Below are 21061 nucleotides of genomic sequence, written 5' to 3'. Positions count from 1 at the left end.
GGACGTCCGCCCAGCAAATCACCGCCGACGTTCCAGAGAGGCACTGACATGCTTGAGACCGTCCGCGGACCACGCCAGCTGATAGTGGGCGAAGGGGTCGCGCAGAACATCCCACGAGTGGTGGCCGAGTGTGGCTCGCGAGTCCTCATCGTGACCGACCGGGTTCTTCTGGGGCAGCCGGGCGTGGCCGAGATCGTGGCCGCCGTGCGGGAGAAGGTCGAAGTCGTCGGGGTGTTTGCCGACGCGACTCCGGACGTGCCACTCGCCGATGTCGCCCTGGCCGTCTCGGTCGCCGCAGAGGTGGACGCCGACGTAATCCTCGCCATCGGCGGCGGCACGGTGATCGACCTCGCCAAAATCGTCGGCGTCATCCGGCGCCACGGTGGGACGCCGCGCGACTTCTACGGCGAGTCGAAGGTGCCGGGGCCGACGATTCCTCTCATCGCGGTCCCGACGACGTCAGGCACCGGCTCCGAGCTCACCCCCGTCTCGGTGTTGACCGACCCGGACCGCGAGCTGAAGGTGGGGGTCTCCAGCGTCCACATCGTGCCCGACTTCGCCATCGTCGACCCCGAGCTCACCTACACCTGCCCTGCGACCGTCACTGCCCACTCCGGCATCGACGCGTTTTGTCACGCGGTGGAGAGCTACACCGCGCGACCCCGGGCCCACGGACCGCGCGACCCGGTGGAGCAGGTCTTCCTCGGCCGCAACTCGATCACCGATCACTACGCGCTCCTGGCTGCGGAGCGGATCGCCCGCAGCTTGCCCCGTGTCGTCAGGGACGGAGGCGACAAGGACGCGCGCGCGGACATGTCCTATGGGTCCATGCTAGCCGGGCTCGCATTTTCCCACGCAGGCAACGCGGCTCCGCACGCCCTCCAGTACCCCATCGGCGCAGCCACCCACACACCGCACGGCCTGGGCGTCGGGCTGCTGCTGCCCTACGCGATGGACGCGGCCAGGGATGCCATCGGCGACCGGTTGGCCATCCTCGCCGGGGTGTGCGGGCTCGACGTGACCGACGCCTCGGACGCCGAGGCCGCAGATACGTTCCTCACCTGGCTCGACGGGCTCCTTGCCGACATCGGCATCCCTACCACCTTGGCGGACATCGGCGTGGCACGCGCCGACCTCCCGCGCTTCGCGCAGATGGCCAGTGGCGTCACCCGCTTGATCCAGAACCATCCAGGCCCGACCGACACCGCCAGCCTGACCGCGATCCTCGAAGCGGCCTGGATCGGGGACCGGACCCGACACGTCCTGACTCCGGAGCAGAGATAGTGACGGGCCTTTCACATGACGACGAGTTCCCTGCCCCACCCTGGGTATCGGAATTGTCGGCTACGCCTTGATGGGAGCCGCCCATTCCCAGGCCTGGCGCACGGCTGCGCGCCCACCAGGCCGGCCACGGCCACAACCCCACCGGCCCACCTCGCTCCACGCGGTGACATAACGTCATCATTCCACTGCGGATAGATCAACGCGAGTGAACAACCGAATCGTGATCGCATCTGCTCCCGGCCCCGACCAGGAGGAAGCGGTCGCGGGCCTGCGAACGGACATGCCGACACGGGCGACTCCACCGGCCGCCAGGCAGCGTGACTGCCGTCACCGATTCCTCAGTCACGCTGGACTCTCCTTGCGCCGAACGACTCCCTGGTGCCGGCACTGCTTGATCGCTCTGTCCTACAAACACCATCACGAATCTAACGCCCTCGCCTGCGGTAACCCGACCGAGGATCGTTTTGCACGCTTCGTCGGTGGGGGAGCGATTCCCTCCTGGCCGTCACGGCAGATGTCAAACCGAATGAGACGTATCAGGCTGCTTGTTCTGTATCGGAGTTTTCTTCCTCCTGTGCGGGCTCGTTGATCCAAACAGCTTCGGGCAGGCTCGGCGGTGTGGGTGCGCGGCGGAAACGGAAGGGCGTATCCGGATCACGCTGGACCTTTGACGTGATGAAGCGCCGGGCCATGCCGCTGGGTAAGATCCGAACCTGCTGACGTCGTCGGCGGGGGAGAGGACCGGTAAGAGCTCTGTCTCCTTGAAACCGTGGAGACGGTCCTCTGCCACAGCGGTCCTCAGCAGGGCCGATGAGGCTTTCCTCTTCTCGATCATGACGTTTGAATGTGATGGGCGACAGGCCGTCGTTGGCGCTGTGCCGCCTGACAGTGTTGTAGAAGTCCGCGTGATACGAGGCGAACCGGTAGGTGCCGCCCAATTCCTCAAACGAGCGGCTGATCCGCATCCAAGCGGCTCGCCCACGCTCGCGAGCGGTCGACAGGTCCTGGCCAATGCGGTCCTTCGACTTGCAGAACCAGGATTACGACAGAGCGCCTGGCAGGAGGTGATGTGGCCGATGCCGTGCTCGCCTTTCCGGGAGCAGACGAAGGTCGCCACGCTTACCGGCCCGTTGCCTCTGGCAAATCGCCACGAACCGCCCATGGTGTCACATAGTGGTCACGTCGCGTAATGAAACCAGAGTCTATGCCGGATGAACAAGATGCAGTGAGACAACTTGCGCCTTGGAGCCAGATTCGGTGAGACGGGGACGAAAGCTGCTTCAAAGGAGGCGCCGTCGAGCCTCCTTTGAAGCAGCTTTCGTCCCATACCAGACAGAATTCACCTTCTGTCTGGTATGGCTAGTTTTGTGCCTATTCGCGCAGCGAGTTGACCCTCACGTAACGGGAGCCCGCACCCTGGAAGGGAACGAAAAGGGGGAAGAGGGCCGGGATGGGCTATTCGGTGGGGCAGGTGGCCGCGTTCGCGGCGGTCACCGTACGCACCTTGTACCACTACGACGAGATGGGCATATCCGCCAGCGCGGACACGAGCAGCTTTCAGGACAGCGCTTCGATGGGCGCGATCGTCACTAGGTGCTTCACGGCGTGGGCGAGCTTCGCGTCGAGGGTGATGAGCGCGTCGGCTTGGAGCCGGGTCAGTGCGACGTACTCGGCGTCGAGCGTGTCGGGCCATCCGAGCTCGTCGGCGATCTTCCAGGCGACGTTCTGAAGGACGCGGTCTCCGAGTAGCCGAATCCGTAGCGCGCGTACGTAATTGAGCTGGCGATCGGCGTCCTTCTTGGTCATCTCACCGTGGCGTACCGCTTGGTAGAGCAGGGAGAGCAGCTGCGAGCGAAGGAGTGTCGGGGCCAGGAGCTGGTGCTCGTCGGGGATCACCGCTTCGTCGCGGGCCAGGCGAAGGGCCACGTCAGGACCGATCACGTACTTGGTCATAGCGGGCCGGGTCCTCTGCATTCGGGATGGCTCGGCGGGAGTCGTCGGGGTCGATGCCGGTCGAGCGGCGGGAGCGGGTGGCGTTAGGCCGGACCGGCTGCGTTCAGATGAGGGAGACGAAGGCTTCGGCTTGTTCGTGGCTCATGCCGGTTTCGCCGCGTACGAGATGGATGGCTTGTTCGGTGTTGCCGGCGGCTTTGAGTTCGAGGACGCGGGTGGCGAGGTCGGCGGCGCCGGGACGGTCGGGTGGGGTGGGCACGAAGCGGCCCGCGGCGATGGCTTCGGTGATGGTTTTGGCCTCCTTGAGGCGGAGGCCGGTTTCCTGGCGGAGGAGGCGGATGGCGTCAATTTTGCGGCCTTCGGCGGCGAGTTCGCGGATGCGGCCTTGGATGTGTTCGGGTACGGGCGGGAGGAATCCGGGGGTGCGCCATGCGAGGGTGGCGCTGGGGCGGCCTCCGGCGCGGACGGCAAGGACGATGACACCGGCGATGATCACGATCACGACGATGACGACGAGAAGGACGACGAGCTCGGTGATTCCGATGCCAAACATACCTTGATCGTAGTATTTCCACGTTCACCAGTTGCTCGATAATGAACATTATGTCAAGTAGCAACCCTTTTGTGGGGGTGGCAGGGCTCCCAGGTTGGCTGCGTCGTCCGCGGCAAAATCACCGGCACGTGGCGTCCACGCAAGAGCGGCCGGAAGCTGACCATCACCATCAAGACGTTCGGCTCGCTGCCGGATCGGGACAAGAAGTCGCTACGGGATGAGGCTGAACAGGTCGCGCCATTGCGAGGTGCGTCGTCCGTGGACGTCGAGTTCGACACCTACTGACCCTCCGCCCGTGTGATTCTTATGCATCTGGTCCAGAACGCGCTTTTGTCTCACTGAATCTGGTCCAGTTTGCCGGTTGTCTCACTCGATTTGGTCCGTACAGCCTAGGGGGGAGATTCACGGTCGTGCGACGCAAGTCTCATGGGTGTCGCGGCTGGTCTCCCTGAGATGCCCGGGTCTGCTCCCCTGGCCTCGCGGGCGCGGGAACAGCCCGGCGCCGGTGCCTGAGTTGGTCGCGGAAACCGATCCACCCGCCGGGTCCTCCGAGTGGAGGAGCTCCTCCCCCGGTTCCGCGGGTGCGGATCGGGGAGGAGCCGGGCGTGCTCGGCGGGCGCTGGTTATGGGACGAGGACGAGCTTGTTTTTGAGTTCGGTGAGTTTCTCGGCGATCTTGGCCTTGACGGCTCCGCTGAGTTCCCTGATGACGTCGGCGATGAGGATCGCGAGCGCGTCGGGCTCCTCCTGGTCGGCGGCGGGCAGGATCGGCTTGGGCGGGGGCGGTACCGATGTCGGCGGTACCGGCGGTTTGGGCTTGGGGATCGCGGAGATGGCCGGAGGCGCTTTCACTGCCGGGATGGGTGGTGGCGGCGGGATGGCCGCGGCGTGCGCGGTGGCGGGTAGTGCGGTGCAGACGGCGACCGACAGGGCGAGGAGCGTGTGTTTCATCGTGAACTTTCGCGTTGATCGGGATTGCTGTGGTCAGCGTTGTTCCGATCGCGGCGGGAGGCCCGGCGGCGGGCCGCCGTTTGGGTGATTGTTGATCAAGGATTGGGGTCGCTCCCCCGGTCACGTGCCGGGCAGCTGGTAATCGAGGGTGAAGGTGTGCTTGCCCTGCTCGTCGACGGCGATCTGGCCTTGTCCGTGGATGCCGGTGAGTTCTCCGGTCCCGGAGGTGTCGACGATGATCCAGGTGAGCCAGGGCCGTTCGCCGTCGGCACCGCCGTTGTGCCGCAGGACGAAGGTGCCTTTCCGGCCGTTGAGGACGCCTTCGAGGTGCTCGATTCCGGTGTACGCGGCGGGCCCGGACGCGGTCCCGACCGTGAGTAGTTCGGTGACGCTGGTGCCGGTGATGTCCCCGTGGAAGGTTTTGGTGAGGCGGTTGCGGCCGATGCTGGCGCCCTCACGCTCGTCGGTGGCGAGGGTTTCCCAGGCGGTGATCTCGAAGCTTCCGGTTGCGTGCATGGGCCCAGCGTGGCAGAGGTGACTGCCACTTCCTGTCAGGTATCGGGACCTACTCCCCCGCAAAGGCCGGAGCCGTGACGGTGTCCCGTTCGCGGTTTCTTCCGTACGTCGCTGCGGCGCTCACACCCAGGTGATCAGCCGGGACGGGAGGGGGCGCAGGTTCGGCCAGAGGGTGGTGGCGTGCTGGTGCATCTTCTGGCAGAGGTGGGCGAAGGCGGGCATGTGTTCGAAGGCGGCGGCCACGGTGAGCCGGTGGGTGAGGCGATCACGGGCGGAGACGGCGCCCCAATGCCAGTTTTCGCCGGTGAGCCGGGCGAGGTGGTCGGTCTGGCCGCGGTGGGCGCGTTCGACGAGGGCGTCGCCGCGGATGAGCCATCCGGCGCAGGCATCCAGCAGGGCTTTCCTGCCGCCGGTCAGGCCGCGTGTGGTCAGGTAGGCGGTTTCGGCTTCGTCGACGAGAGAAGCGGGCAGGGCGGTGGCGTTCCAGCAGGTGGGCAGCCCGATGCGGAGGTAGGCGAGTTCGGCCAGGCCGTTGCCCAGGGCGGCGGCTTCGAAGTCGAGCAGGCGGGTGCCCGTCGGGGTGTGGCGGTCGTTGCCAGGGCAGGGGTCGCCGTGGATGAGATCGTGGTGGCCAGTGGGGTCGAGCCGGTCGAGCAAATCGGCGAGTTCGGTTTCGGCGTCGGCACGTACGGCGATGCCGAGGGCGGCGGCCAGGGCGAGGAAGGCGTCCGCGTCGGCCGGGGTGGGGCCGTGCCAGGGTGGAAGGGCGCCGGTGTCGGCCGGGGTGGTGACGGCGTGCAGGCGGGCCAGGGTCTCGGCGTAGCGGATGGGCCAGGCGCCGGTGCGCCGGTTGGGCAGCTGTTCCAGGACGAGGAGGCGGTGGGCGGGATCGCTGGCGATCAGAGCCGGGGCGACCGGGGGGTGGGCGCGGGCCGCCAGGCGCAGGGCGGTGGCCTCGCGGGTGTGCCGCTCCCCCGCGTCCATGTTGTCGAGGCCGGGCTCGGGGCCGCCGATGATCTGTTTGACGATGGCGGGCTGGCCGTGGAGTTCGATGCGCCAGACGCGGGAGCGTGGGCTGCTGCCGAGCCGCTGGGGGTTGGCGGGGGTGCCGAGGGTGTCGTACAAGGCGGGGGGGCCAGGGCAGCGGGGGCGGATTGTCAGTCACTGTTCGTAGTCTATGGTCGTCGGCGGGAGGAGGTGTGCGGGGTGACTGGCATTCCGGAGCGGAAGCTGGAGTTGGTGCGGAAGCTGCTGGCGGTGGCCGAGCATCCGGGCACGGATCCGACCGAGGCGGCGGTGTATCTGGAGAAGGCGTATGCCGTGATGGCCGCGTACGGGATCGAGCAGGCGATGCTGGCCGACGCCGGGGTGGTGGCCGATGAAGTGGGGCAGCTGACGGTCACGGTCGGTAATCCGTATCAGGCGGATCGGCGGGCGCTGCTGGCGGGGGTGGCGGCGGCGTTGCGGTGCCGGGCGATCTACTGGCGGTCGGGGCGGGAGTCGGTGGTGCGCGTGGTGGGGTTCGGGTCGGATCTGGCGGTGGTGGAGCTGCTGTTCACATCGTTGTGCCTGCAGATGGGGTCGGGGGTGTTGCGAGTGCGGGTGCCGGAGGGGCTGGCGACGGTGAGTTTCCGGAAGAGCTGGATGGCGGGGTTCGTGCATCGGGTGTGCGAACGGCTGGGTGAGGCGGAGCGCCGGGCGGCCGCCGACAGCGCGGCGAGCACGGCGGGCGGCCGGTCGGCGGAGCTGGTTCTGGTGGATCGGCGGGCGCAGGTGAGCCGGGTGTATGAGGAGATGTTCCCGCGGGTGCGGCGTGGGGCGCGGCGGCGGTTACGGGATTGGTCGGGCTGGGAGGACGGGCGGGCCGCGGGCGACCAAGCGGATTTGGAGGCCCCACGCGTGGGTTCCCAGCGGCCGGCGGGGTTGATCGGTCCGGATACCGCGTGATCAGGGCATCCTGACTGCCCGGCGAACCCCGCGCTCCTCCCCCAACCTATTTACGTCGATGTGTGTCCTCTGCGAAGTGCATGTCGACCGCGACTCGTCCGTTGGCCGAAGGCAACCGGTGTCGGCCCGTCAGCTCCGTGGGAAGGCGCGGCGGTGCTGGCCTCTGCTTCGCCGGTAATCGAAATGAGTGGTCAGGGCTGGAATGGGGTGACGGCGGTGACCGCGGTGACGGGGATGGGGCCGTAGATGTGCGGGAAGGTTTCGTCGCTGCCGGTGGGGGTTTCGTGTTTGACGGGGCAGCCGAGGAGGTCTTCCTGGATGTGGAGGAGAAGCAGGGGTTCGGTGACGGTCGTGTAGTAGCGGGCGGCGACGCCTTGGGCTTGGGCGAGATCGGCGGAGGCGTGGATGAAGCCTTCCTGTTCGAGGGTGCGGCCGAGGGTGGAGACACGGTAGTGGCCGCTGGTCTGAGCGTGGGCCCAGTCGGAGGCGAGGGCCAGGTGGAGAATCATGGCGTGGACTTTAGCGTGCGGTCCGCGGTGCGAATTGACGGAGGGCTGCTCGTGCCGTACCAGGCATAGATCTGGGTGCGGATGTTCTATGTCTAGTGGCCCTTCAAGGCGCGGCCGCGCATGGAGAGGGCGAGTAGTGCGGTGATCAGATATATCATGGCGCCGCCCCAGGCCGCGTCCCAGGCAGCCTCGAAGGCGCCTTCGCGGGCAAGGATGAGCTGCACCGGGTACATCAGGAAGGTCGAACCGGCGGCCGGGTAGAGCGCGAAGCGCCACGGGTGCTGGAGTGACCAGCGCCGGGTCTGCTGGGTGACCTGGTCCCCCCGGTCCGGCTTGGAGATCGCCCCGATCCCCGAGATCAGCGAGAACAAGGTGATGCCCACGTAGAGCGCCCCGCTCAGGTCGACCGACCCGATGGCCAGTCCCAGCAGCAGGCTGGTCGTCGTGACGGCTCCCCCGGCCACGGCCGCGGTCTTCCAGGGAGCGCCGCGAAGCGCGGCACCCGCCAGTAATGTCTCCTCGCGTCGTGTGGGTTCGTTCATGCCTTCAGCCTGTTTGTCCGCTCGCTTTCGTCGCATCGGGGAAGTCCCTGACCGGCCCCTGACCCTGCTCGGGCATGCTGACCCGCGGGACCGCCCGATTTCGGTGGGGTCGCGCCACAACCAGCCAAGTTCGGTCCTGAGCATGAAGCCGCGTGCCGGCGCGTGAGGGTCCTGACGTCATCCGATCCGCTGCATGGCGCGCTCGCGGCGCGCGGCCACGCTGGAGCCCGACTCGCCGCGTGCCATCCGCCGCAGTACGACCGGTGCCACGAGCAGGCCCAGCACCGCCCAGGTGCCCAGTACGCCGACGGTCTCCAGGTGCCGCCAGGATTCGCCGATCTCGATGGCGACCGCCGAGTCCGGCAGGAGGGCCGAGCGCATGCCGAGGCCCATCCAGTAGATCGGGAAGATCTGGGCGATCCCCTGCAGCCATTCGGGCAGCGCGGTGATCGGGTAGAAGATGCCGGAGATCCCGATCAGGGCGAGGTACGGCAGCTGGATCAGTCCCTGGGCGCGTGCGCTGGTGAAGACCGAGCCCAGGACCGCGCCGATGGGCAGGGTCGCGACCAGGCCCAGTGCCAGCACCCAGGCCAGGGTCGGCCAGGATCCGGGGCCGATCTCCAGGCCGTCGACGAGAAGCATGGCGGGCACGAGGAAGATCACCAGGTCGGCCAGCAGGCCGCCGGAGATCGAGATCACCTTGCCGATGAGGTAGGCGGGCATCCCGTGCGGGGTCGCCTTGGCCCGCAGCAGAGTGCCGTCCTCGCGATCGGCGGTGAGCTGCTGGCTCATGCTGATCACGCCGATCGAGGCGTTCATGCCGAGGATGCTCGGCAGGGCCAGGGTGCCCAGCAGAAGGCCGCTGGATCCGAACGACGTGTCCCGGATGAAGAACATGGTGGCCACCATCAGCCCGGGCCACAGGAAGTGCGAGAACAGCTCGGCACCGTTGGTGAACGACTGCCGTAGCTCGATCAGGCCGCGGGACCAGCCCGCGCGCAGCGCGATCGTGGCGGGATTCATCGGGTGACCTCCGGGGTCGATTCGGCCTGGCGGACCAGGGCGAGGTAGGTCTGCTCCAGCGAGGCCCGGTGGACCTCGAGCTCCTGGATGTCGTCGCCGTGGCGGGCGAACAGGTCGCGGGCGAACGTGGTCGAGTCGGCGGTCTTCTCGACGAAGCGCTGTCCATCGCGCAGCCAGCGCACCTCGTCCTCGCCGGTGATGCGCCGCGCCAGCTCGGCTGCGGTGCCGTCGGCGATGATCCGTCCGCCGTTCAGGACCAGGATGCGGTCGGCGAGCTTCTCGGCCTCGTCCAGGTCGTGGGTGGTGAGCAGGATGGTGGTCTCGCCGGCGGCGGCCATGGCCCGTACGAGGTCGTGGAACTCGTGCCTGGCCTGCGGGTCGAAGGCGGCGGTCGGCTCGTCGAGGAACAGCAGCTCGGGCCGGCCCGCGAGGCCGATCGCCACGTCCAGCCTGCGCCGCTGCCCGCCCGACAGTGTCCTGATCTTCTTGCCGGCGTGCTCGGTCAGGCCGACCGCCTCGAGCAGTTCGTCGGGGTCCCAGGGCCGCTGGATTTCGGGGGTGGAGTAAGCGGCGTAGTAGGTGCCGAGGTGGGCCAGGAACTCGCGGACGCGCCATTTGCCGTGGTCGCGCCAGGACTGCAGGACGACCCCGAGCCGGGCCCGCCATCGCTCGTCGCCGTGCGCGGGGTCGGCGCCGAGTACCTCGACCCGGCCCTGCGAGCGGGTGCGGAAGCCCTCCAGGATCTCGATCGTGGTCGTCTTGCCCGCGCCGTTCGGGCCCAGCAGGGCCAGCACCTCGCCGGTGCGGGCCTCGAATGTGACGTCGTGCAGGACGTCGACCGAGCCGTATCGCATGCGCAGCCCGTCGACGTGGAGCACGACCTTCTCGCTCGTCGTCATGAAGTGACCTCTCTTTGTGGGCGGACGCCCTCGCGCCGGAACGCATGCTTGTCGCGAGGGCATGACGCATCACGGCCCGAAACCGACAGGACCGCATCGCGGGGTGGGCGGCCGTGGCAAGGGCCGGGACATATGGGGATAGCGACGGAGAATCAGGCGGCTCAAAGGTCGTCTGGCCGTGCTTAGGAGGAGAAACCGGACGGCATGTCTGCCAGGGCGGCCGTGGCCGGCCGGGATGTAATCGGTGGGACGATTACCAGCTCTCGCGGGCGAGCGTCTCGCGGGCGCGTGCCATCAGGCCCACCCGGTCGACCCCGGCCAAGACGAGCGCGCGGGGTACGGTGCCGATCTCGGTGTCCAGGACGCCGAGCAGCAGATGCGCGGGCCGCAGGTCCTTCTTGCCGGTGGCAGCGGCGAAGCCGCGTTCGAGCGCCAGCCTGGCCGAGGGGCCGACCTTCGGCGAGTGCTTGGGATCGCGGCTGGGCCGCGGGAGGTCGAAGGAGGCAAGGGACACCCCGACCGCGTTCAGGCTGTGCTCGAACTCCTGCCCCAGCGCCTCCCTGATGGTCTGGCGGCCGAGGCTCGCCGAGGTCAGGACGCGGTGTGCGGCCGTGTCCTCAAGAGAGGCGATCGCCAGCAGGAGATGGTGGGCCTCCACCGCCGCGGAGCCGTCCTCCTGCGCCTCGGCCGTTCCCCGCACGATGACCGCGTTGATGTAGTGATCGATTGCGCTCACTGTCGTCTCCTCAGCGCGACGCCCCCGGCGATGAGCCGCTTGGCGTGCTTCTTGTGGACCGCCTGCCGGGTGACGCCGAGCGCTTCGGCGACCTCCGGCCAGCTCCAACCCGACCGCATGGCCTGCTCCACGGCAGCGTCCTCCAACTGATCGGCAAGGCGCCGCAGCGCCACCACCGCCGCCAGGGCATCGCTGGGGTCCTGGGGAACAGGTACGCCTTCCGCCGACATGTAAGCAACCGTAGTTGACTAATCAGGCAATAGTCAACCTAGATTGCTTAGCCAGAGCGGATTTCGACGCCCTGTATCGCGATGCCCTCACCGCGGCCTGGGTGCGCCACTTCGAGCCGTGGCTGGATCTGCCCGACGATCTGCCGGGGCAGGCCAGGGGCAGGCTCACGGCCGCGCGGCTCCTGGCCGACGGCTACTGGATGGCCGCCGCCACCGACGTCCTGGCGACGGTCACCTTCGGCGACCCGCTCACCGCGACGACAGGCCTCGGCATCGCCCTGGTCATCGGCGGCGTCCTGCTCATCGAGCTCGGAGCCGCCCACTGACATCGCCGAATTCTGCTGCTAGGTCTTGGTGGCGCGGAGGGTGTTGAGGGCTCGGGTGAGGGTGTCGTGGGCGGCTGTTCCCGGGCGGGCTTCGACGGTGGTTTCGATCCAGAGGCCGGACAGCAGGGTGGCCAGGAAGCGGACGTCGGCGGGGCTGTGCGGGTAGCGGTCGCGGCGCAGGGCGGTGGCGAGGGCGGCGTCGCAGCCGTCGGTCCAGGTGCGGGCGATGGCCTGGAGGACGGGGTCGCGCCCGGCGTGGACGTAGAGCTCCCACAGGCCGAGCTGGCGGGCCCGGTCCTGTCCGACCAGGGCGGTGAGCCGGTCTACGAGCGAGCCGGGACCGCTGAGGATGGCGCCGGTGGCGGCGAGTTCACACTCGACGAGCCGGGTGAAGGCGTGGGCGACGAGCTGGTCGCGGGAGTCGAAGTAGTAGGTGGTGGCGGCGAGGGGAACACCGGCCTGGTGGGCGACCGCGCGATGGGTGACGGCGGGAAATCCTCCGTCTTCCAGAAGGGCGACGGCGGCGTCCAGCAGAGCGTCGCGCCGTGCCTGGGCGCGCTTCTGAATGGCCTTTCCGGACGCGTGGCGGGCACTGGTGGCAGGCTCGCTGGGCCCCTCCCCCGCCGGTACGGAACGCCCATGGCCAGCCTGAGAAGAGCCAGGCTGAGAGGTCCCGGCCTGGAAAGGGCTGGGTTGTGGGTGGCTGGTCAATGGGATCCGGTGAGGTTGATGAGCACGACGCCGCCGATGATGAGCAGGATTCCACCGGCTTTGGCGAGGTTCATGGATTCGTCGAGGAACAGCGTGCCGATCGCGGCGACGGCGGCCGTGCCGATGCCGGCCCAGACCGCGTACGCGACGCCGACGGGCATCTGCAGCTTGAGCGCCTGCGACAGCAGGACGAAAGAGGCGACGTAGCCGATGACAACGAGCACAGCCCAGCCCTTGTGGGCGAATCCATCACTGAGTTTGAGCGCGGTGGTGGCCAGGACCTCGGATACGATCGCGCAGCCCAGCAGGATCCACGCCATGACATCTCCTCAAAACGGTACGCTTGTCCCAGTTTAGCCGACCGTCCGGATGCGCCGATCGCTAAAGCCCCCATGACGAGCAGACGGCCCCCTTGCCAGGGCACACAGCATCCAAGGAAAGATCCGTTATCGTGCGTCGCGTATCCCGAGAATGTATGCCGCGGTAAGCGCGACGGCGCGGTCTTCGTCATGTGACAGATCCGCGAGGGCTCGTGACGCTGTGGTTCCCGGGATGTCCGCGAGCGCCTGGGTCAGCCGTCGACGGGCAGACGATTCAACGGTGCCGTGGGCGAGGCGATCAACGAGGCTGGCAGCGATCTGATCCGCCAACGCGGGAGGACTCGCCAGCGCGCTCAGCGCATCGGCCGCGTCGACGTCATTCGTCCCCTCGACGACCATATCGATGAGCGTCGGGACCGCGTCGGCCACTCCACGTGCCCCGAGCGCCAGAGCCGCATACCTGCGGACCACGATGTCGGGGCTCGCGAGGGCGTCCCGCAGCAGCGCGGTCGCCTCACCGCTCGGAATCTCGGCGATGGACTGGACGGCACGTTTGCGCACCTCGGCCGCTGGCGAGCCGAGGCCCTCCGCCAGCAGCGCCAATCCGTCATCGCCCGATTGCGCCAAAGCCCATCGAAGGGCTCCGGCGACGTTCGGGTCCGTCTCGCTCAGCGCTGCCTCGACCAGTGCTTCCACTGGCACCGGAACCTCTTCGACCGAGGACAAGGCCGCGCGCTGGCGCTTGCCGGCGCTCTTTGACCCCAACGCCTGGAGGAGCGCGACGATCTGGAGGACGTCCTCCCAGCCTGCGGGTTCCGCGGCACCGATCCGGCGCAGTCGCGTGAGCAGCTCGGTCTCCGCCGCGATGCGTTCTCGCGTCTGGCGGATGAGGTCCTCGACGAGCTCTGAGGGCGTGAAGTCGGGATCATCGAACGCGCGCCTGACTTCACGCAGCGACAGTCCCAATGACCGCAGGCTCTCGATATGGAAGATCCGCCGGATGTCCTCGCTGGAGTACTCGCGATAGCCGGCATCGCTGCGACCCGTTGGCCGCACCAGGCCGAGCGAGTCGTAATGCCTGAGCATGCGGGCGCTGACCCCGGCCCGCCGTGCCACCTCACCGATCAACACTGCCCATCACTCCTCCTTGCCGGTGTTGCCGAGGGCCACGACGCGCTTCGCCTCCTCGATCGCGAACCCGAACGCGGCGTCCGGGTCGCGCAACAGCCGTTCCGTGGCGATCGCGTGCGCGCGCACCCCTGGGTCGAGATCCGTCATCGCGGCGCGCAGCGTCGGCACGATCACCTCGCCGAGCGCGATCAGCGCCCGGCTGAGGCTCAGCTGCATCTCCCGTCCGCCGCGCCCGAGCTGTGTCGACAACGCCGCGGCCAACTCGGGCTCTTCCCCTTCGGGCACGAGCACGACCGCTGCCCGCCAAGCGCTCCGCGCCACCTCGTCGTCGGCGTCGGACAGCAGCGCCCGTGTGATCGCCGGCCACGCTTGCCGATCCCCGATCTTGGACAGCGTGTGCAGTGCCTGGCTTCGTGCCTGCGCACGCTCCGAGCGGACTTCCTTGAGCAGCTCTGGGACCGTCATCGACGCCGAGTGGCGAGTGAGTGCCCACGTCAGCATGTCGCGCACATAGAATTCGGGCTCGATCGCGCATCGTTCGATGAGCTTGCCGATGAACCGCGGGTCAGGGGTCGTGCCGACCGCCAGCGCTGCCCGCAGCCGTACTGACGAGCTGCTGTCCTCCAGCCCCTGCAAAGCTCGAATCGTATCCGTGTCCTGTTTCGGCATGGCCATCGGGACCACCTCCTCGGCAACAGTGAAGACCTTGTCACCGTGTCAAGGTCAAGCGAGGTTGTCGCGCATGCGGCTGAGCATGGTGAGGAGCTGGGTGATCTCGGTGGTGGTGAAGCCGCGGAGCAGGCGGGTGTTGGCGCGGCCGAAGCTGGGGGCGATCTTGGGGAGGAGGGCGCGGCCTGCCGCGGTGAGTTCGATGACGATGGAGCGGCGGTCGGCGGGGTTGCGCCGGCGGCGGATGAGGTTCTTGGCTTCGAGGCGGTCCAGGAGGCGGGTCATGCCGGCGGTGTCGGTGCCGAGGAGGGCGGCGAGGCGGTTGGGGGTGTTGCCGGCGGCGTGCATGAGGAGGGCGGCCTGCTGGGAGGTGACGTCGAAGGGGGCGAGGTCGTCGTCGAGGGCGGTGCGCAGGTCGCGGGCGACCTGCGTGAGCTGGGCGCCGCCCGCGAGGACGAGGTCGAACGGGGGTGCGGGGTCAGGGGTGGCGTCCATGGTCGTCATGGTAGCTGCCCTCGAATTAACTGCTCCGACATTTGCTGTCGCGACAGCTAAGTGCTAGCTTCGCGGCCATGAACGATGCCCCCCACGTCGACTCCCGCGTACTGGTGGCCGGCGCCGGGATCGGCGGCCTGTGCCTGGCTCAGGGCCTGCGCCGGGCCGGTGTCGGCGTGACCGTCTTCGAAGCCGACCCGTCCTCCGCCTGCCGCGGGCAGGGCTACCGGATCACCCTCAAGTCCGCGGGCGTGCAGGCCCTGCGCTCCTGCCTTCCCCCCGAGCTGTACGCGCTGTGCCTGGCCACCTCAATCCGCCCGGCCACCACGATGACCTTCACCGACGAGCGGCTGACACCCCGGTTCGGCAAACCCATCCCGGCGCTGCCGCCGGAGGAACACCTGGGCGTCAACCGGCTGACCCTACGCGAGATCCTGCTGTCCGGCCTCGGCGGCGACGTGCGCTTCGGCGCCGCCTTCGAGTCCTTCGACCGCACCGCCGACGGCCGCGTCCTGGCCCGCTTCGCCGACGGCTCCACCGCCACCGGAGATCTCCTGGTGGGCGCCGACGGCACCGGCTCGGCCGTGCGGCGGATCATCGCGCCGCACGCGGAACTGGAGGATCTCGGCGGTTTCGTGTACGGCCGGACCACGATCACCCCCGACCTGCTCGCCTGGCTGCCCGAGGTGCTGCTGGACAGCTTCAACCGGGTCACCGGCCCGGCGGGCGCGATGTCGGTGGCCACCTGCCGCCGCCACACCCCCGCTGCGGGCCCCGGCCTGACCGACATTCCCGACTATCTGGCCTGGACGGTCGACGGCTGGCCGGACGGACCGCCCACCGGCGCCCGTCCCGAGGAACTGCACCGGCTGGCCGCCGAGATGGTCGGCGGCTGGCACCCGGCGGTACGCCGCGTCGTGGCGGAAGCCGACGTGGCGGCCACGTTCGCGGTGCGCCTGCGCTCAGCGCTCCCATTCCCGCCGTGGCGGGCCCCGGGCGTGACCCTGCTCGGCGACGCCGCGCACACGATGTCGCCGGGCCGCGGCGAGGGCGCGAACATCGCGTTGAAGGACGCCGCCCTGCTGGCCGCCGAGATCACGGCCGCAGGCCCCGGCGGCCTGGCCGCGGCGGTGGCGCGGTACGAACGAGAGATGTTCGCCTACGCCTTCGAGGCGGTCGCCGCCTCCCGCGACCACCCCTTCGCTCCCCGGCGCCGGTGACGCCGTAGCGGTGCCCAGGACGCGGCCGTCGGGTCGGGCTCGGCCAATCGAAGATCGGCCTCCGCGGGCGGGGCGTTCCATCCCGTTCCACCCGGGGTTTGCGGGAACAGGTGGCGGACGCGGTCGAATGCGTGTTCTACTGATCTCTATGCCATGGGATGCTCTCCCCCTGCTGGACGGGGGCCCACAGCGGCCGCGGATCGAGCGGCAGGCGGTGACCCGGGAGTTCGGCGGTCTGACCTGCTATGAGGTGGCGGCGAAGGTGGCGCTGGAGCGGGTTCCCGCAGCGGCGGAACTGCCGTTCGGGTGGGCGGCCAGCCCCTACCGGGGCTGCCAGGCGGGATGCCGGTACTGCGCGGGCCGGCGCGGGCACCGCTATCTCGGCCTGGACGCGGGCGACGATTTCGACTCGCGGGTCGTGGTGAAGACGAATCTGGCCGACCGGCTGCGCCGGGAGCTGGCCTCGCCACGCTGGCAGGGCGACCCGGTGGCCTTGGGCTTGACCGGGGACTGCTACCAGCCCGCGGAGGAGACCTACCGGCTGATGCCGCAGATCATCCGGGCGCTGGCCGAGGCGGGCAATCCGTTCACGGTGCTGACCAAGAGCCCGCTCATCCTGCGGGACGCGCCGGAGCTGCGGGAGGCGGGCAAGCTCACCCGGGCGCGGGCGGCGGTGTCGGTCGGCTTCGTGGACGAGAAGATCCGGCGCGGTCTGGAGCCGGGCGCGGCGGGGGCGCAGCGGCGGCTGGAGGTGTGCGCGGCGCTCAACGACGGCGGCGTGCCGTGCGAGGTGCTGATGGCGCCGATCCTGCCGTTGATCACCGATTCGGCCGACCATCTGCGGGCCACGGTCCGGCGGGCGGCCGAGGCCGGGGCGGTGGCGGTCACGCCGGTGGTGCTGCGGCTGCCGCCGGGGGCGCGGGAGTGGTTCATGGCGTGGCTGGAGCGCGAGCAGCCCGGCCTGGTCCCCCGCTACGCCGCCCTGTACGGCAAGTCGCCCGCCGCGCCGCCGGAGTATCGGGCGGGCATCGCGGCGCAGGTGGCGGTGCTGGCGGAGACGTACGGGATCGGGCGTTCCGCCCGCGGGTGGAAGCGGCGCCGCTCCCCCGCCCGCCAGCTGTCGCTGGTGTGAACCCTGGGCTCGTGGCGGACCCGGGGGCCCCGCCCTGTACGGTTAAAGCATGTTCAACCGTAAGCCCATCGAGGAGCGCATCGCCGAGCGGGTCGCCAAGCGGCCGCCGCTGAAGGAGGGCAAGCACTTCGAGCACAAGCCCGCCCTCATCGTCTTCCTGATCGTGATCGGCCTGGTCGTGGTGAAGTTCATCGGCGCGTTCCTGCTGATGAAACTGGGCGTGCACTAGAACGCTCAGGACTCCGAGGACGCTTCGTCCTTCAGGGCGCTGCCGCTCTTCCATTTGGCGTACGACATCTGCCAGAAGCCCCACCCGTTGTTCCACTCCAGTTCCCGGTCGGTGCCCACGACGGTGACCACGTCGCCGCGGTGGAAGTTGTCGTAGAACCACTTGGCCTGGGTTGGGGAGGCGTTGATGCAGCCGTGACTGACGTTGGCGCGGCCCTGGGAGCCGACCGACCAGGGGGCGGAGTGCACGTACTCGCCGCTGTTGGAGATGCGGACGGCGTGGTTGACGATCTCCTTGTAGTAGCCGGGGTCGCCTTCCTTCTTGCCCGGGGAGATCATGGTCTCGGGGTTGTGCTTGGACATGGTCAGGTGCACGCCGCTGGTGGTGGTGTATTCGCGGGTGGTGGCCTTGCCGGCGCTGATCTTCATGGTCTGGACGACCTTGCCGTCCTTCTTGACGACCATCATGTGGGTCTTGGTGTTGACCGTGCTGACCAGGCGGGCGCCGATCTTGATGGTGTGGGTGAAGGACTTGGTGCCGTACATGTCGGGGCCGCCGCGGATGCCGGTGAGGTCGGCGCTGAAGGTGACCTTCTGGTGGGCGGGCCAGTATTTGGCGGGCCGGTAGATGACCAGGCGGTCGCTGATCCACCGCCAGGCGCCCTCGGACGGCTTCTGCGCGTCGACCTTGAGGGCGGCCTCGACGGCGGCCTTGTTGGTGACGGCCTGGTTGAAGGTGACCATGATGGGCATGCCGACGCCGACGGTCTCGCCCTTGATGCCGGGGGTCACGTCGGCGACGGCCAGTTCGGCTTTGGGCTTGAGGGTGGTGAACTCGCTGGTCGCGGTGGTGGGGCCGCCTTCGCCGGTGGCCTTGGCCGACACGGTGTAGGTGCTGGAGGGCCGCAGCGGCTTGTTGGAGGTCCACTTGGTCCGGTCGGCGTCGAATTCGCCTTCGACGTGTTCGCCGTCCGATTCGACGAGGACTTCCTCCAGGGCGCCGCCTTCGGAGGTGACGACGACGTTCTTGTCGGGCCTGACCCGGTTGGTGCCTTCGGCGGGGACGATCGTGATCGCCGGCGCGGGGATCGGTGGCTTCTCGGTCGCCTGAGGTGCGCTGCCACCGCCGAGCAGACCGCCGCCGGACCCGCTGGTGCATGCCGAAAGCAGCACCGTCATCGTTACGGCGATCGTGGCGATCGCGCCGACCGGCCAGGTGCCGCGCGTCTTGCTGTTCAGCACAACCTCTCCCCCACGGTGGCAAAGTGCACCCAAAGACACTATTAGGGCTGGCCGCATGTGTCCGCATCTTTCTGGAGAGTTAGCTCACATTTTGGTAGCGAAACCAGATGGAATCGGCGCCCTCAAGAGTAAAGTCCGCGCCCGCCGTTTTGATTCCCGCTTGACGGTCCGGTTAGAGATCCAGGCGGTGGGTGAGGCCGGTGTGGCGGCGGCCGGCGCCGCGGGTGCGTACGGCCTGGCCGAGGGCGCGGCGCGAGCCGACGATGACGACCAGGCGCTTGGCCCGGGTGATGGCGGTGTAGAGGAGATTGCGCTGCAGCATCATCCAGGCGCTGGTGGCCAGCGGGATGACCACGGCGGGATATTCGCTGCCCTGGGAACGATGGATGGAGACGGCGTAGGCGTGGGCCAGCTCGTCGAGCTCGTCGAAGGCGTAGTCCACGCTCTCGTCCTCGTCGGTCAGGACGGTGAGCCGGTTCTCCTCGGGGGTGATGCCGGTGACGACGCCGACGGTGCCGTTGAAGACCCCGGCCGCGCCCTTGTCGTAGTTGTTGCGCAGCTGGGTGACCTTGTCGCCGATCCGGAAGACGCGGCCGCCGTAACGGCGTTCCGGCATGCCCTCGCGGGCGGGGGTGAGGGCTTCCTGCAGGGCCAGGTTGAGGGCGCCCGCGCCGGCGGCGCCGCGGTGCATGGGGGCCAGGACCTGGACGTCGCGGCGCGGGTTGAGGCCGAACTTGGCGGGGATGCGGCGGGCGGCCACGTCCACGGTCAGCGCGGCGATCTCCTCCGGCTCCTCGCAGGGGAACAGGAAGAAGTCGCGGAACTCGCGGACCAGCGGGGACTGGCCGTTGTTGACGCGGTGGGCGTTGACCACGACGCCGGACTCGGCGGCCTGGCGGAAGATCTGGGTGAGCCGCACCCGGGGCACGCCGGGGGCGGCGAGCAGGTCGCGCAGGACCTCGCCGGCGCCGACGGAGGGGAGCTGGTCGACGTCGCCGACGAACAGCAGGTGCGCGCCGGGGGCGACGGCCTTGGCGAGCTTGTTGGCCAGCAGCAGGTCGAGCATGGAGGCCTCGTCGACGACGACCAGGTCGGCGTCCAGGGGGTTGTCGCGGTCGAAGGTGGCCTCGCCGCCGGGGCGCAGCTGCAGCAGCCGGTGCACGGTGGTGGCCTCGTGGCCGGTCAGCTCGGACAGGCGTTTGGCGGCCCGGCCGGTGGGGGCGGCCAGGATGACCTTGGCGCGTTTGGCGCGGGCGAGCTCGACGATGGAGCGGACGGTGAAGCTCTTGCCGCAGCCGGGGCCGCCGGTGAGGACGGCGACCTTCTCGGTGAGCGCCAGCCGTACGGCCTGGTCCTGCTCGGCGGCCAGGTCGGCGCCGGTGCGGGTTTTGAGCCAGGCCAGGGCGGCCGGCCAGTCGACGTCGGCGAAGGCGCGCAGGCGGTCGCCCGAGGTGGTGAGCAGGCCGCGCAGGGTGGCGGTGAGGGACTGCTCGGCGCGGTGGAAGGGCACCAGGTAGACGGCCGGGACGGTGCCGTCCCCGGCGGGGACGTCCTCGCGGACGACGCCTTCGGCGGCCGCGAGCTCTTCCAGGCAGGTGGCGACCAGGTCGGCGGGCACGTCGAGGATCTTGACGGCGTCGGCGACGAGGTTGGGGGCGGGCAGGAAGCAGTGGCCGTCGTCGGCGGCCTGGGAGAGGGTGTAGCGCAGGCCGGCTTTGACGCGCTGCGGGCTGTCGTGCGGGATGCCGACGGCCTGGGCGATGGTGTCGGCGGTCTTGAAGCCGATCCCCCAGACCTCGTCGGCCAGCCGGTAGGGCTCGGCGCGGACGACGGTGATGGACTGCTCGCCGTACTGCTTGAAGATGCGCACGGCGATGGAGGTGGAGACGCCGACGCCCTGCAGGAAGATCATCACCTCTTTGATGATCTTCTGTTCCGCCCAGGCGGCGCCGATCATCTTGGTGCGTTTGGGGCCCAGGCCCGGGACCTCGACCAGGCGGGCGGGTTCCTCCTCGATGACGCGCAGGGTGTCGGCGCCGAAGTGGCCGACGATGCGTTCGGCCATTTTCGGGCCGATGCCCTTGATCAGGCCGGAGCCGAGGTAGCGCTGGATGCCCTGGACGGTGGCGGGCAGCACGGTGGTGTAGGACCACACCTCGAACTGGCGGCCGTAGCGGGGGTGGGAGATCCAGCGGCCGGTCAGGCGCAGCGACTCCCCCGGCTGCGCGCCGAGCAGCGGCCCGACCACGGTGAGCAGCTCGGCGCCGGAACGTTCGGTGGCGACCCTGGCGATGGTGTAGCCGGTCTCCTCGTTGGCGTAGGTGACGCGTTCCAGCACCGCGTCGAGGCTGGCGCCCTCCACCGTTTCTCCCTTCTGGTCGTGGCTGCGAGCGTAGCGGTTTCTTCGTGATCGGCTGGCGGGGGCGGGCGCGGCGGTGTACGACG

General features: G+C 69.1%; 26 protein-coding genes. 7 read left to right on the top strand and 19 right to left on the bottom strand.

Going from position 1 to position 21061, the window contains the following annotated elements:
• The first annotated feature begins 48 nt into the window (after positions 1-48).
• Entirely contained in the window at positions 49-1284 is a 1236-nt protein-coding gene (locus ABGB08_RS03605; RefSeq protein ID WP_347586180.1) for an iron-containing alcohol dehydrogenase, read from the top strand.
• Between the two features lie 536 nt (positions 1285-1820).
• Here ABGB08_RS03605 and ABGB08_RS03600 read toward each other — a convergent pair.
• The 3 genes from ABGB08_RS03600 to ABGB08_RS03590 form a co-directional block, all read right to left on the bottom strand.
• Complete coding sequence (locus ABGB08_RS03600; protein ID WP_347586178.1) at positions 1821-2249, bottom strand: hypothetical protein; 429 nt, start codon at positions 2247-2249, stop codon at positions 1821-1823.
• Positions 2250-2841: 592 nt separating this feature from the next.
• Positions 2842-3237 (bottom strand): hypothetical protein, encoded by a 396-nt coding sequence (locus ABGB08_RS03595; RefSeq protein ID WP_347586176.1) that lies wholly within the window; start codon positions 3235-3237, stop codon positions 2842-2844.
• A 103-nt stretch (positions 3238-3340) separates the two neighbouring features.
• Positions 3341-3790 (bottom strand): hypothetical protein, encoded by a 450-nt coding sequence (locus ABGB08_RS03590; RefSeq protein WP_347586174.1) that lies wholly within the window; start codon positions 3788-3790, stop codon positions 3341-3343.
• 69 nt (positions 3791-3859) lie between these two features.
• On the opposite strand from ABGB08_RS03590, the gene ABGB08_RS03585 reads away from it, so the two are divergent.
• On the top strand, positions 3860-4075 hold the full coding sequence (locus ABGB08_RS03585) for a crosslink repair DNA glycosylase YcaQ family protein (RefSeq protein ID WP_347586171.1): 216 nt from the start codon (positions 3860-3862) through the stop codon (positions 4073-4075).
• 338 nt (positions 4076-4413) lie between these two features.
• On the opposite strand, the gene ABGB08_RS03580 is transcribed toward ABGB08_RS03585, so the two are convergent.
• From ABGB08_RS03580 to ABGB08_RS03570, 3 genes are all read right to left on the bottom strand, one after another.
• Positions 4414-4740, bottom strand: a complete 327-nt coding sequence (locus ABGB08_RS03580) for a hypothetical protein (protein WP_347586169.1) — start codon at positions 4738-4740, stop codon at positions 4414-4416.
• Positions 4741-4860: 120 nt separating this feature from the next.
• Positions 4861-5256 carry a DUF3224 domain-containing protein gene (locus ABGB08_RS03575; protein ID WP_347586167.1) on the bottom strand — a complete coding sequence of 132 codons (396 nt, stop codon included), beginning with the start codon at positions 5254-5256 and terminating at the stop codon, positions 4861-4863.
• A gap of 120 nt (positions 5257-5376) precedes the next feature.
• Positions 5377-6381: a phosphotransferase gene (locus ABGB08_RS03570; protein ID WP_347586165.1), complete on the bottom strand. Its 1005-nt coding sequence runs from the start codon at positions 6379-6381 to the stop codon at positions 5377-5379.
• Positions 6382-6462: 81 nt separating this feature from the next.
• Here ABGB08_RS03570 and ABGB08_RS03565 point away from each other — a divergent pair, with 81 nt between their 5' ends.
• Positions 6463-7203: a DUF2786 domain-containing protein gene (locus ABGB08_RS03565; RefSeq protein ID WP_347586163.1), complete on the top strand. Its 741-nt coding sequence runs from the start codon at positions 6463-6465 to the stop codon at positions 7201-7203.
• Between the two features lie 191 nt (positions 7204-7394).
• Here ABGB08_RS03565 and ABGB08_RS03560 read toward each other — a convergent pair whose 3' ends face one another.
• The 6 genes from ABGB08_RS03560 to ABGB08_RS03535 form a co-directional block, all read right to left on the bottom strand.
• Positions 7395-7712 (bottom strand): DUF952 domain-containing protein, encoded by a 318-nt coding sequence (locus tag ABGB08_RS03560; RefSeq protein WP_347586161.1) that lies wholly within the window; start codon positions 7710-7712, stop codon positions 7395-7397.
• A 92-nt stretch (positions 7713-7804) separates the two neighbouring features.
• Positions 7805-8254, bottom strand: coding sequence for a hypothetical protein (locus ABGB08_RS03555; protein WP_155355957.1), 450 nt, complete (start codon positions 8252-8254; stop codon positions 7805-7807).
• Positions 8255-8431: 177 nt separating this feature from the next.
• Positions 8432-9277, bottom strand: coding sequence for an ABC transporter permease (locus tag ABGB08_RS03550; protein WP_347586158.1), 846 nt, complete (start codon positions 9275-9277; stop codon positions 8432-8434).
• Entirely contained in the window at positions 9274-10176 is a 903-nt protein-coding gene (locus ABGB08_RS03545) for an ABC transporter ATP-binding protein (protein ID WP_347586156.1), read from the bottom strand. The genes ABGB08_RS03550 and ABGB08_RS03545 overlap by 4 nt, the downstream gene beginning before the upstream one ends.
• 253 nt (positions 10177-10429) lie before the next feature.
• Complete coding sequence (locus tag ABGB08_RS03540; RefSeq protein ID WP_347586154.1) at positions 10430-10912, bottom strand: Clp protease N-terminal domain-containing protein; 483 nt, start codon at positions 10910-10912, stop codon at positions 10430-10432.
• The gene (locus ABGB08_RS03535) at positions 10909-11142 is read right to left on the bottom strand and encodes a hypothetical protein (RefSeq protein ID WP_347586152.1); all 234 of its coding nucleotides are present in this window, start codon (positions 11140-11142) and stop codon (positions 10909-10911) included. The genes ABGB08_RS03540 and ABGB08_RS03535 overlap by 4 nt, the downstream gene beginning before the upstream one ends.
• 101 nt (positions 11143-11243) lie before the next feature.
• Between ABGB08_RS03535 and ABGB08_RS03530 the strand changes: the two genes are divergently transcribed.
• A complete protein-coding gene (locus tag ABGB08_RS03530) occupies positions 11244-11468 on the top strand; it encodes a hypothetical protein (protein WP_347586150.1) in 225 nt (74 codons plus the stop codon).
• Positions 11469-11486: 18 nt separating this feature from the next.
• Here the strand turns inward: ABGB08_RS03530 and ABGB08_RS03525 are convergent, their stop codons facing one another.
• The 5 genes from ABGB08_RS03525 to ABGB08_RS03505 all read right to left on the bottom strand — a co-directional run bounded on the left by ABGB08_RS03525 (position 11487) and on the right by ABGB08_RS03505 (position 14794).
• On the bottom strand, positions 11487-12179 hold the full coding sequence (locus ABGB08_RS03525; RefSeq protein WP_347586148.1) for a TetR family transcriptional regulator: 693 nt from the start codon (positions 12177-12179) through the stop codon (positions 11487-11489).
• Entirely contained in the window at positions 12176-12499 is a 324-nt protein-coding gene (locus ABGB08_RS03520; RefSeq protein ID WP_155355948.1) for a multidrug efflux SMR transporter, read from the bottom strand. The genes ABGB08_RS03525 and ABGB08_RS03520 overlap by 4 nt, the downstream gene beginning before the upstream one ends.
• A gap of 126 nt (positions 12500-12625) precedes the next feature.
• On the bottom strand, positions 12626-13630 hold the full coding sequence (locus ABGB08_RS03515; protein WP_347586145.1) for a HEAT repeat domain-containing protein: 1005 nt from the start codon (positions 13628-13630) through the stop codon (positions 12626-12628).
• A 6-nt stretch (positions 13631-13636) separates the two neighbouring features.
• Positions 13637-14299, bottom strand: a complete 663-nt coding sequence (locus ABGB08_RS03510; RefSeq protein WP_347586431.1) for a HEAT repeat domain-containing protein — start codon at positions 14297-14299, stop codon at positions 13637-13639.
• Between the two features lie 54 nt (positions 14300-14353).
• A complete protein-coding gene (locus ABGB08_RS03505; protein WP_347586143.1) occupies positions 14354-14794 on the bottom strand; it encodes a MarR family winged helix-turn-helix transcriptional regulator in 441 nt (146 codons plus the stop codon).
• A gap of 77 nt (positions 14795-14871) precedes the next feature.
• Here ABGB08_RS03505 and ABGB08_RS03500 point away from each other — a divergent pair, with 77 nt between their 5' ends.
• The 3 genes from ABGB08_RS03500 (at position 14872) to ABGB08_RS03490 (ending at position 17375) form a co-directional block, all read left to right on the top strand.
• Positions 14872-16014 (top strand): NAD(P)/FAD-dependent oxidoreductase, encoded by a 1143-nt coding sequence (locus ABGB08_RS03500; protein ID WP_347586141.1) that lies wholly within the window; start codon positions 14872-14874, stop codon positions 16012-16014.
• 148 nt (positions 16015-16162) lie between these two features.
• Entirely contained in the window at positions 16163-17146 is a 984-nt protein-coding gene (locus ABGB08_RS03495; RefSeq protein ID WP_347586139.1) for a radical SAM protein, read from the top strand.
• Between the two features lie 49 nt (positions 17147-17195).
• Complete coding sequence (locus ABGB08_RS03490) at positions 17196-17375, top strand: hypothetical protein (RefSeq protein WP_155342806.1); 180 nt, start codon at positions 17196-17198, stop codon at positions 17373-17375.
• A gap of 5 nt (positions 17376-17380) precedes the next feature.
• Here the strand turns inward: ABGB08_RS03490 and ABGB08_RS03485 are convergent, their stop codons facing one another.
• Positions 17381-18616 (bottom strand): Ig-like domain-containing protein, encoded by a 1236-nt coding sequence (locus ABGB08_RS03485; protein WP_347586136.1) that lies wholly within the window; start codon positions 18614-18616, stop codon positions 17381-17383.
• A 172-nt stretch (positions 18617-18788) separates the two neighbouring features.
• Positions 18789-20978, bottom strand: a complete 2190-nt coding sequence (locus ABGB08_RS03480; protein WP_347586133.1) for an ATP-dependent RecD-like DNA helicase — start codon at positions 20976-20978, stop codon at positions 18789-18791.
• Positions 20979-21061 lie beyond the last annotated feature (83 nt).

Origin of the sequence: Acrocarpospora sp. B8E8 (assembly GCF_039871605.1) — a bacterium.
Lineage (GTDB): Bacteria > Actinomycetota > Actinomycetes > Streptosporangiales > Streptosporangiaceae > Acrocarpospora > Acrocarpospora macrocephala.
This window is presented reverse-complemented; position numbering and strand designations above follow the sequence as displayed.

What these genes read in the sequence shown, in the direction of transcription:
- ABGB08_RS03605 (WP_347586180.1), top strand. Translation starts at nt 49, where the DNA reads ATGCTTGAGACCGTCCGCGGACCACGCCAGCTGATAGTGGGCGAAGGG.
- ABGB08_RS03600 (WP_347586178.1), bottom strand. Translation starts at nt 2,249, where the DNA reads ATGCGGATCAGCCGCTCGTTTGAGGAATTGGGCGGCACCTACCGGTTC.
- ABGB08_RS03595 (WP_347586176.1), bottom strand. Translation starts at nt 3,237, where the DNA reads ATGACCAAGTACGTGATCGGTCCTGACGTGGCCCTTCGCCTGGCCCGC.
- ABGB08_RS03590 (WP_347586174.1), bottom strand. Translation starts at nt 3,790, where the DNA reads ATGTTTGGCATCGGAATCACCGAGCTCGTCGTCCTTCTCGTCGTCATC.
- ABGB08_RS03580 (WP_347586169.1), bottom strand. Translation starts at nt 4,740, where the DNA reads ATGAAACACACGCTCCTCGCCCTGTCGGTCGCCGTCTGCACCGCACTA.
- ABGB08_RS03575 (WP_347586167.1), bottom strand. Translation starts at nt 5,256, where the DNA reads ATGCACGCAACCGGAAGCTTCGAGATCACCGCCTGGGAAACCCTCGCC.
- ABGB08_RS03560 (WP_347586161.1), bottom strand. Translation starts at nt 7,712, where the DNA reads ATGATTCTCCACCTGGCCCTCGCCTCCGACTGGGCCCACGCTCAGACC.
- ABGB08_RS03555 (WP_155355957.1), bottom strand. Translation starts at nt 8,254, where the DNA reads ATGAACGAACCCACACGACGCGAGGAGACATTACTGGCGGGTGCCGCG.
- ABGB08_RS03550 (WP_347586158.1), bottom strand. Translation starts at nt 9,277, where the DNA reads ATGAATCCCGCCACGATCGCGCTGCGCGCGGGCTGGTCCCGCGGCCTG.
- ABGB08_RS03545 (WP_347586156.1), bottom strand. Translation starts at nt 10,176, where the DNA reads ATGACGACGAGCGAGAAGGTCGTGCTCCACGTCGACGGGCTGCGCATG.
- ABGB08_RS03535 (WP_347586152.1), bottom strand. Translation starts at nt 11,142, where the DNA reads ATGTCGGCGGAAGGCGTACCTGTTCCCCAGGACCCCAGCGATGCCCTG.
- ABGB08_RS03520 (WP_155355948.1), bottom strand. Translation starts at nt 12,499, where the DNA reads ATGGCGTGGATCCTGCTGGGCTGCGCGATCGTATCCGAGGTCCTGGCC.
- ABGB08_RS03510 (WP_347586431.1), bottom strand. Translation starts at nt 14,299, where the DNA reads ATGCCGAAACAGGACACGGATACGATTCGAGCTTTGCAGGGGCTGGAG.
- ABGB08_RS03505 (WP_347586143.1), bottom strand. Translation starts at nt 14,794, where the DNA reads ATGGACGCCACCCCTGACCCCGCACCCCCGTTCGACCTCGTCCTCGCG.
- ABGB08_RS03500 (WP_347586141.1), top strand. Translation starts at nt 14,872, where the DNA reads ATGAACGATGCCCCCCACGTCGACTCCCGCGTACTGGTGGCCGGCGCC.
- ABGB08_RS03495 (WP_347586139.1), top strand. Translation starts at nt 16,163, where the DNA reads ATGCCATGGGATGCTCTCCCCCTGCTGGACGGGGGCCCACAGCGGCCG.
- ABGB08_RS03490 (WP_155342806.1), top strand. Translation starts at nt 17,196, where the DNA reads ATGTTCAACCGTAAGCCCATCGAGGAGCGCATCGCCGAGCGGGTCGCC.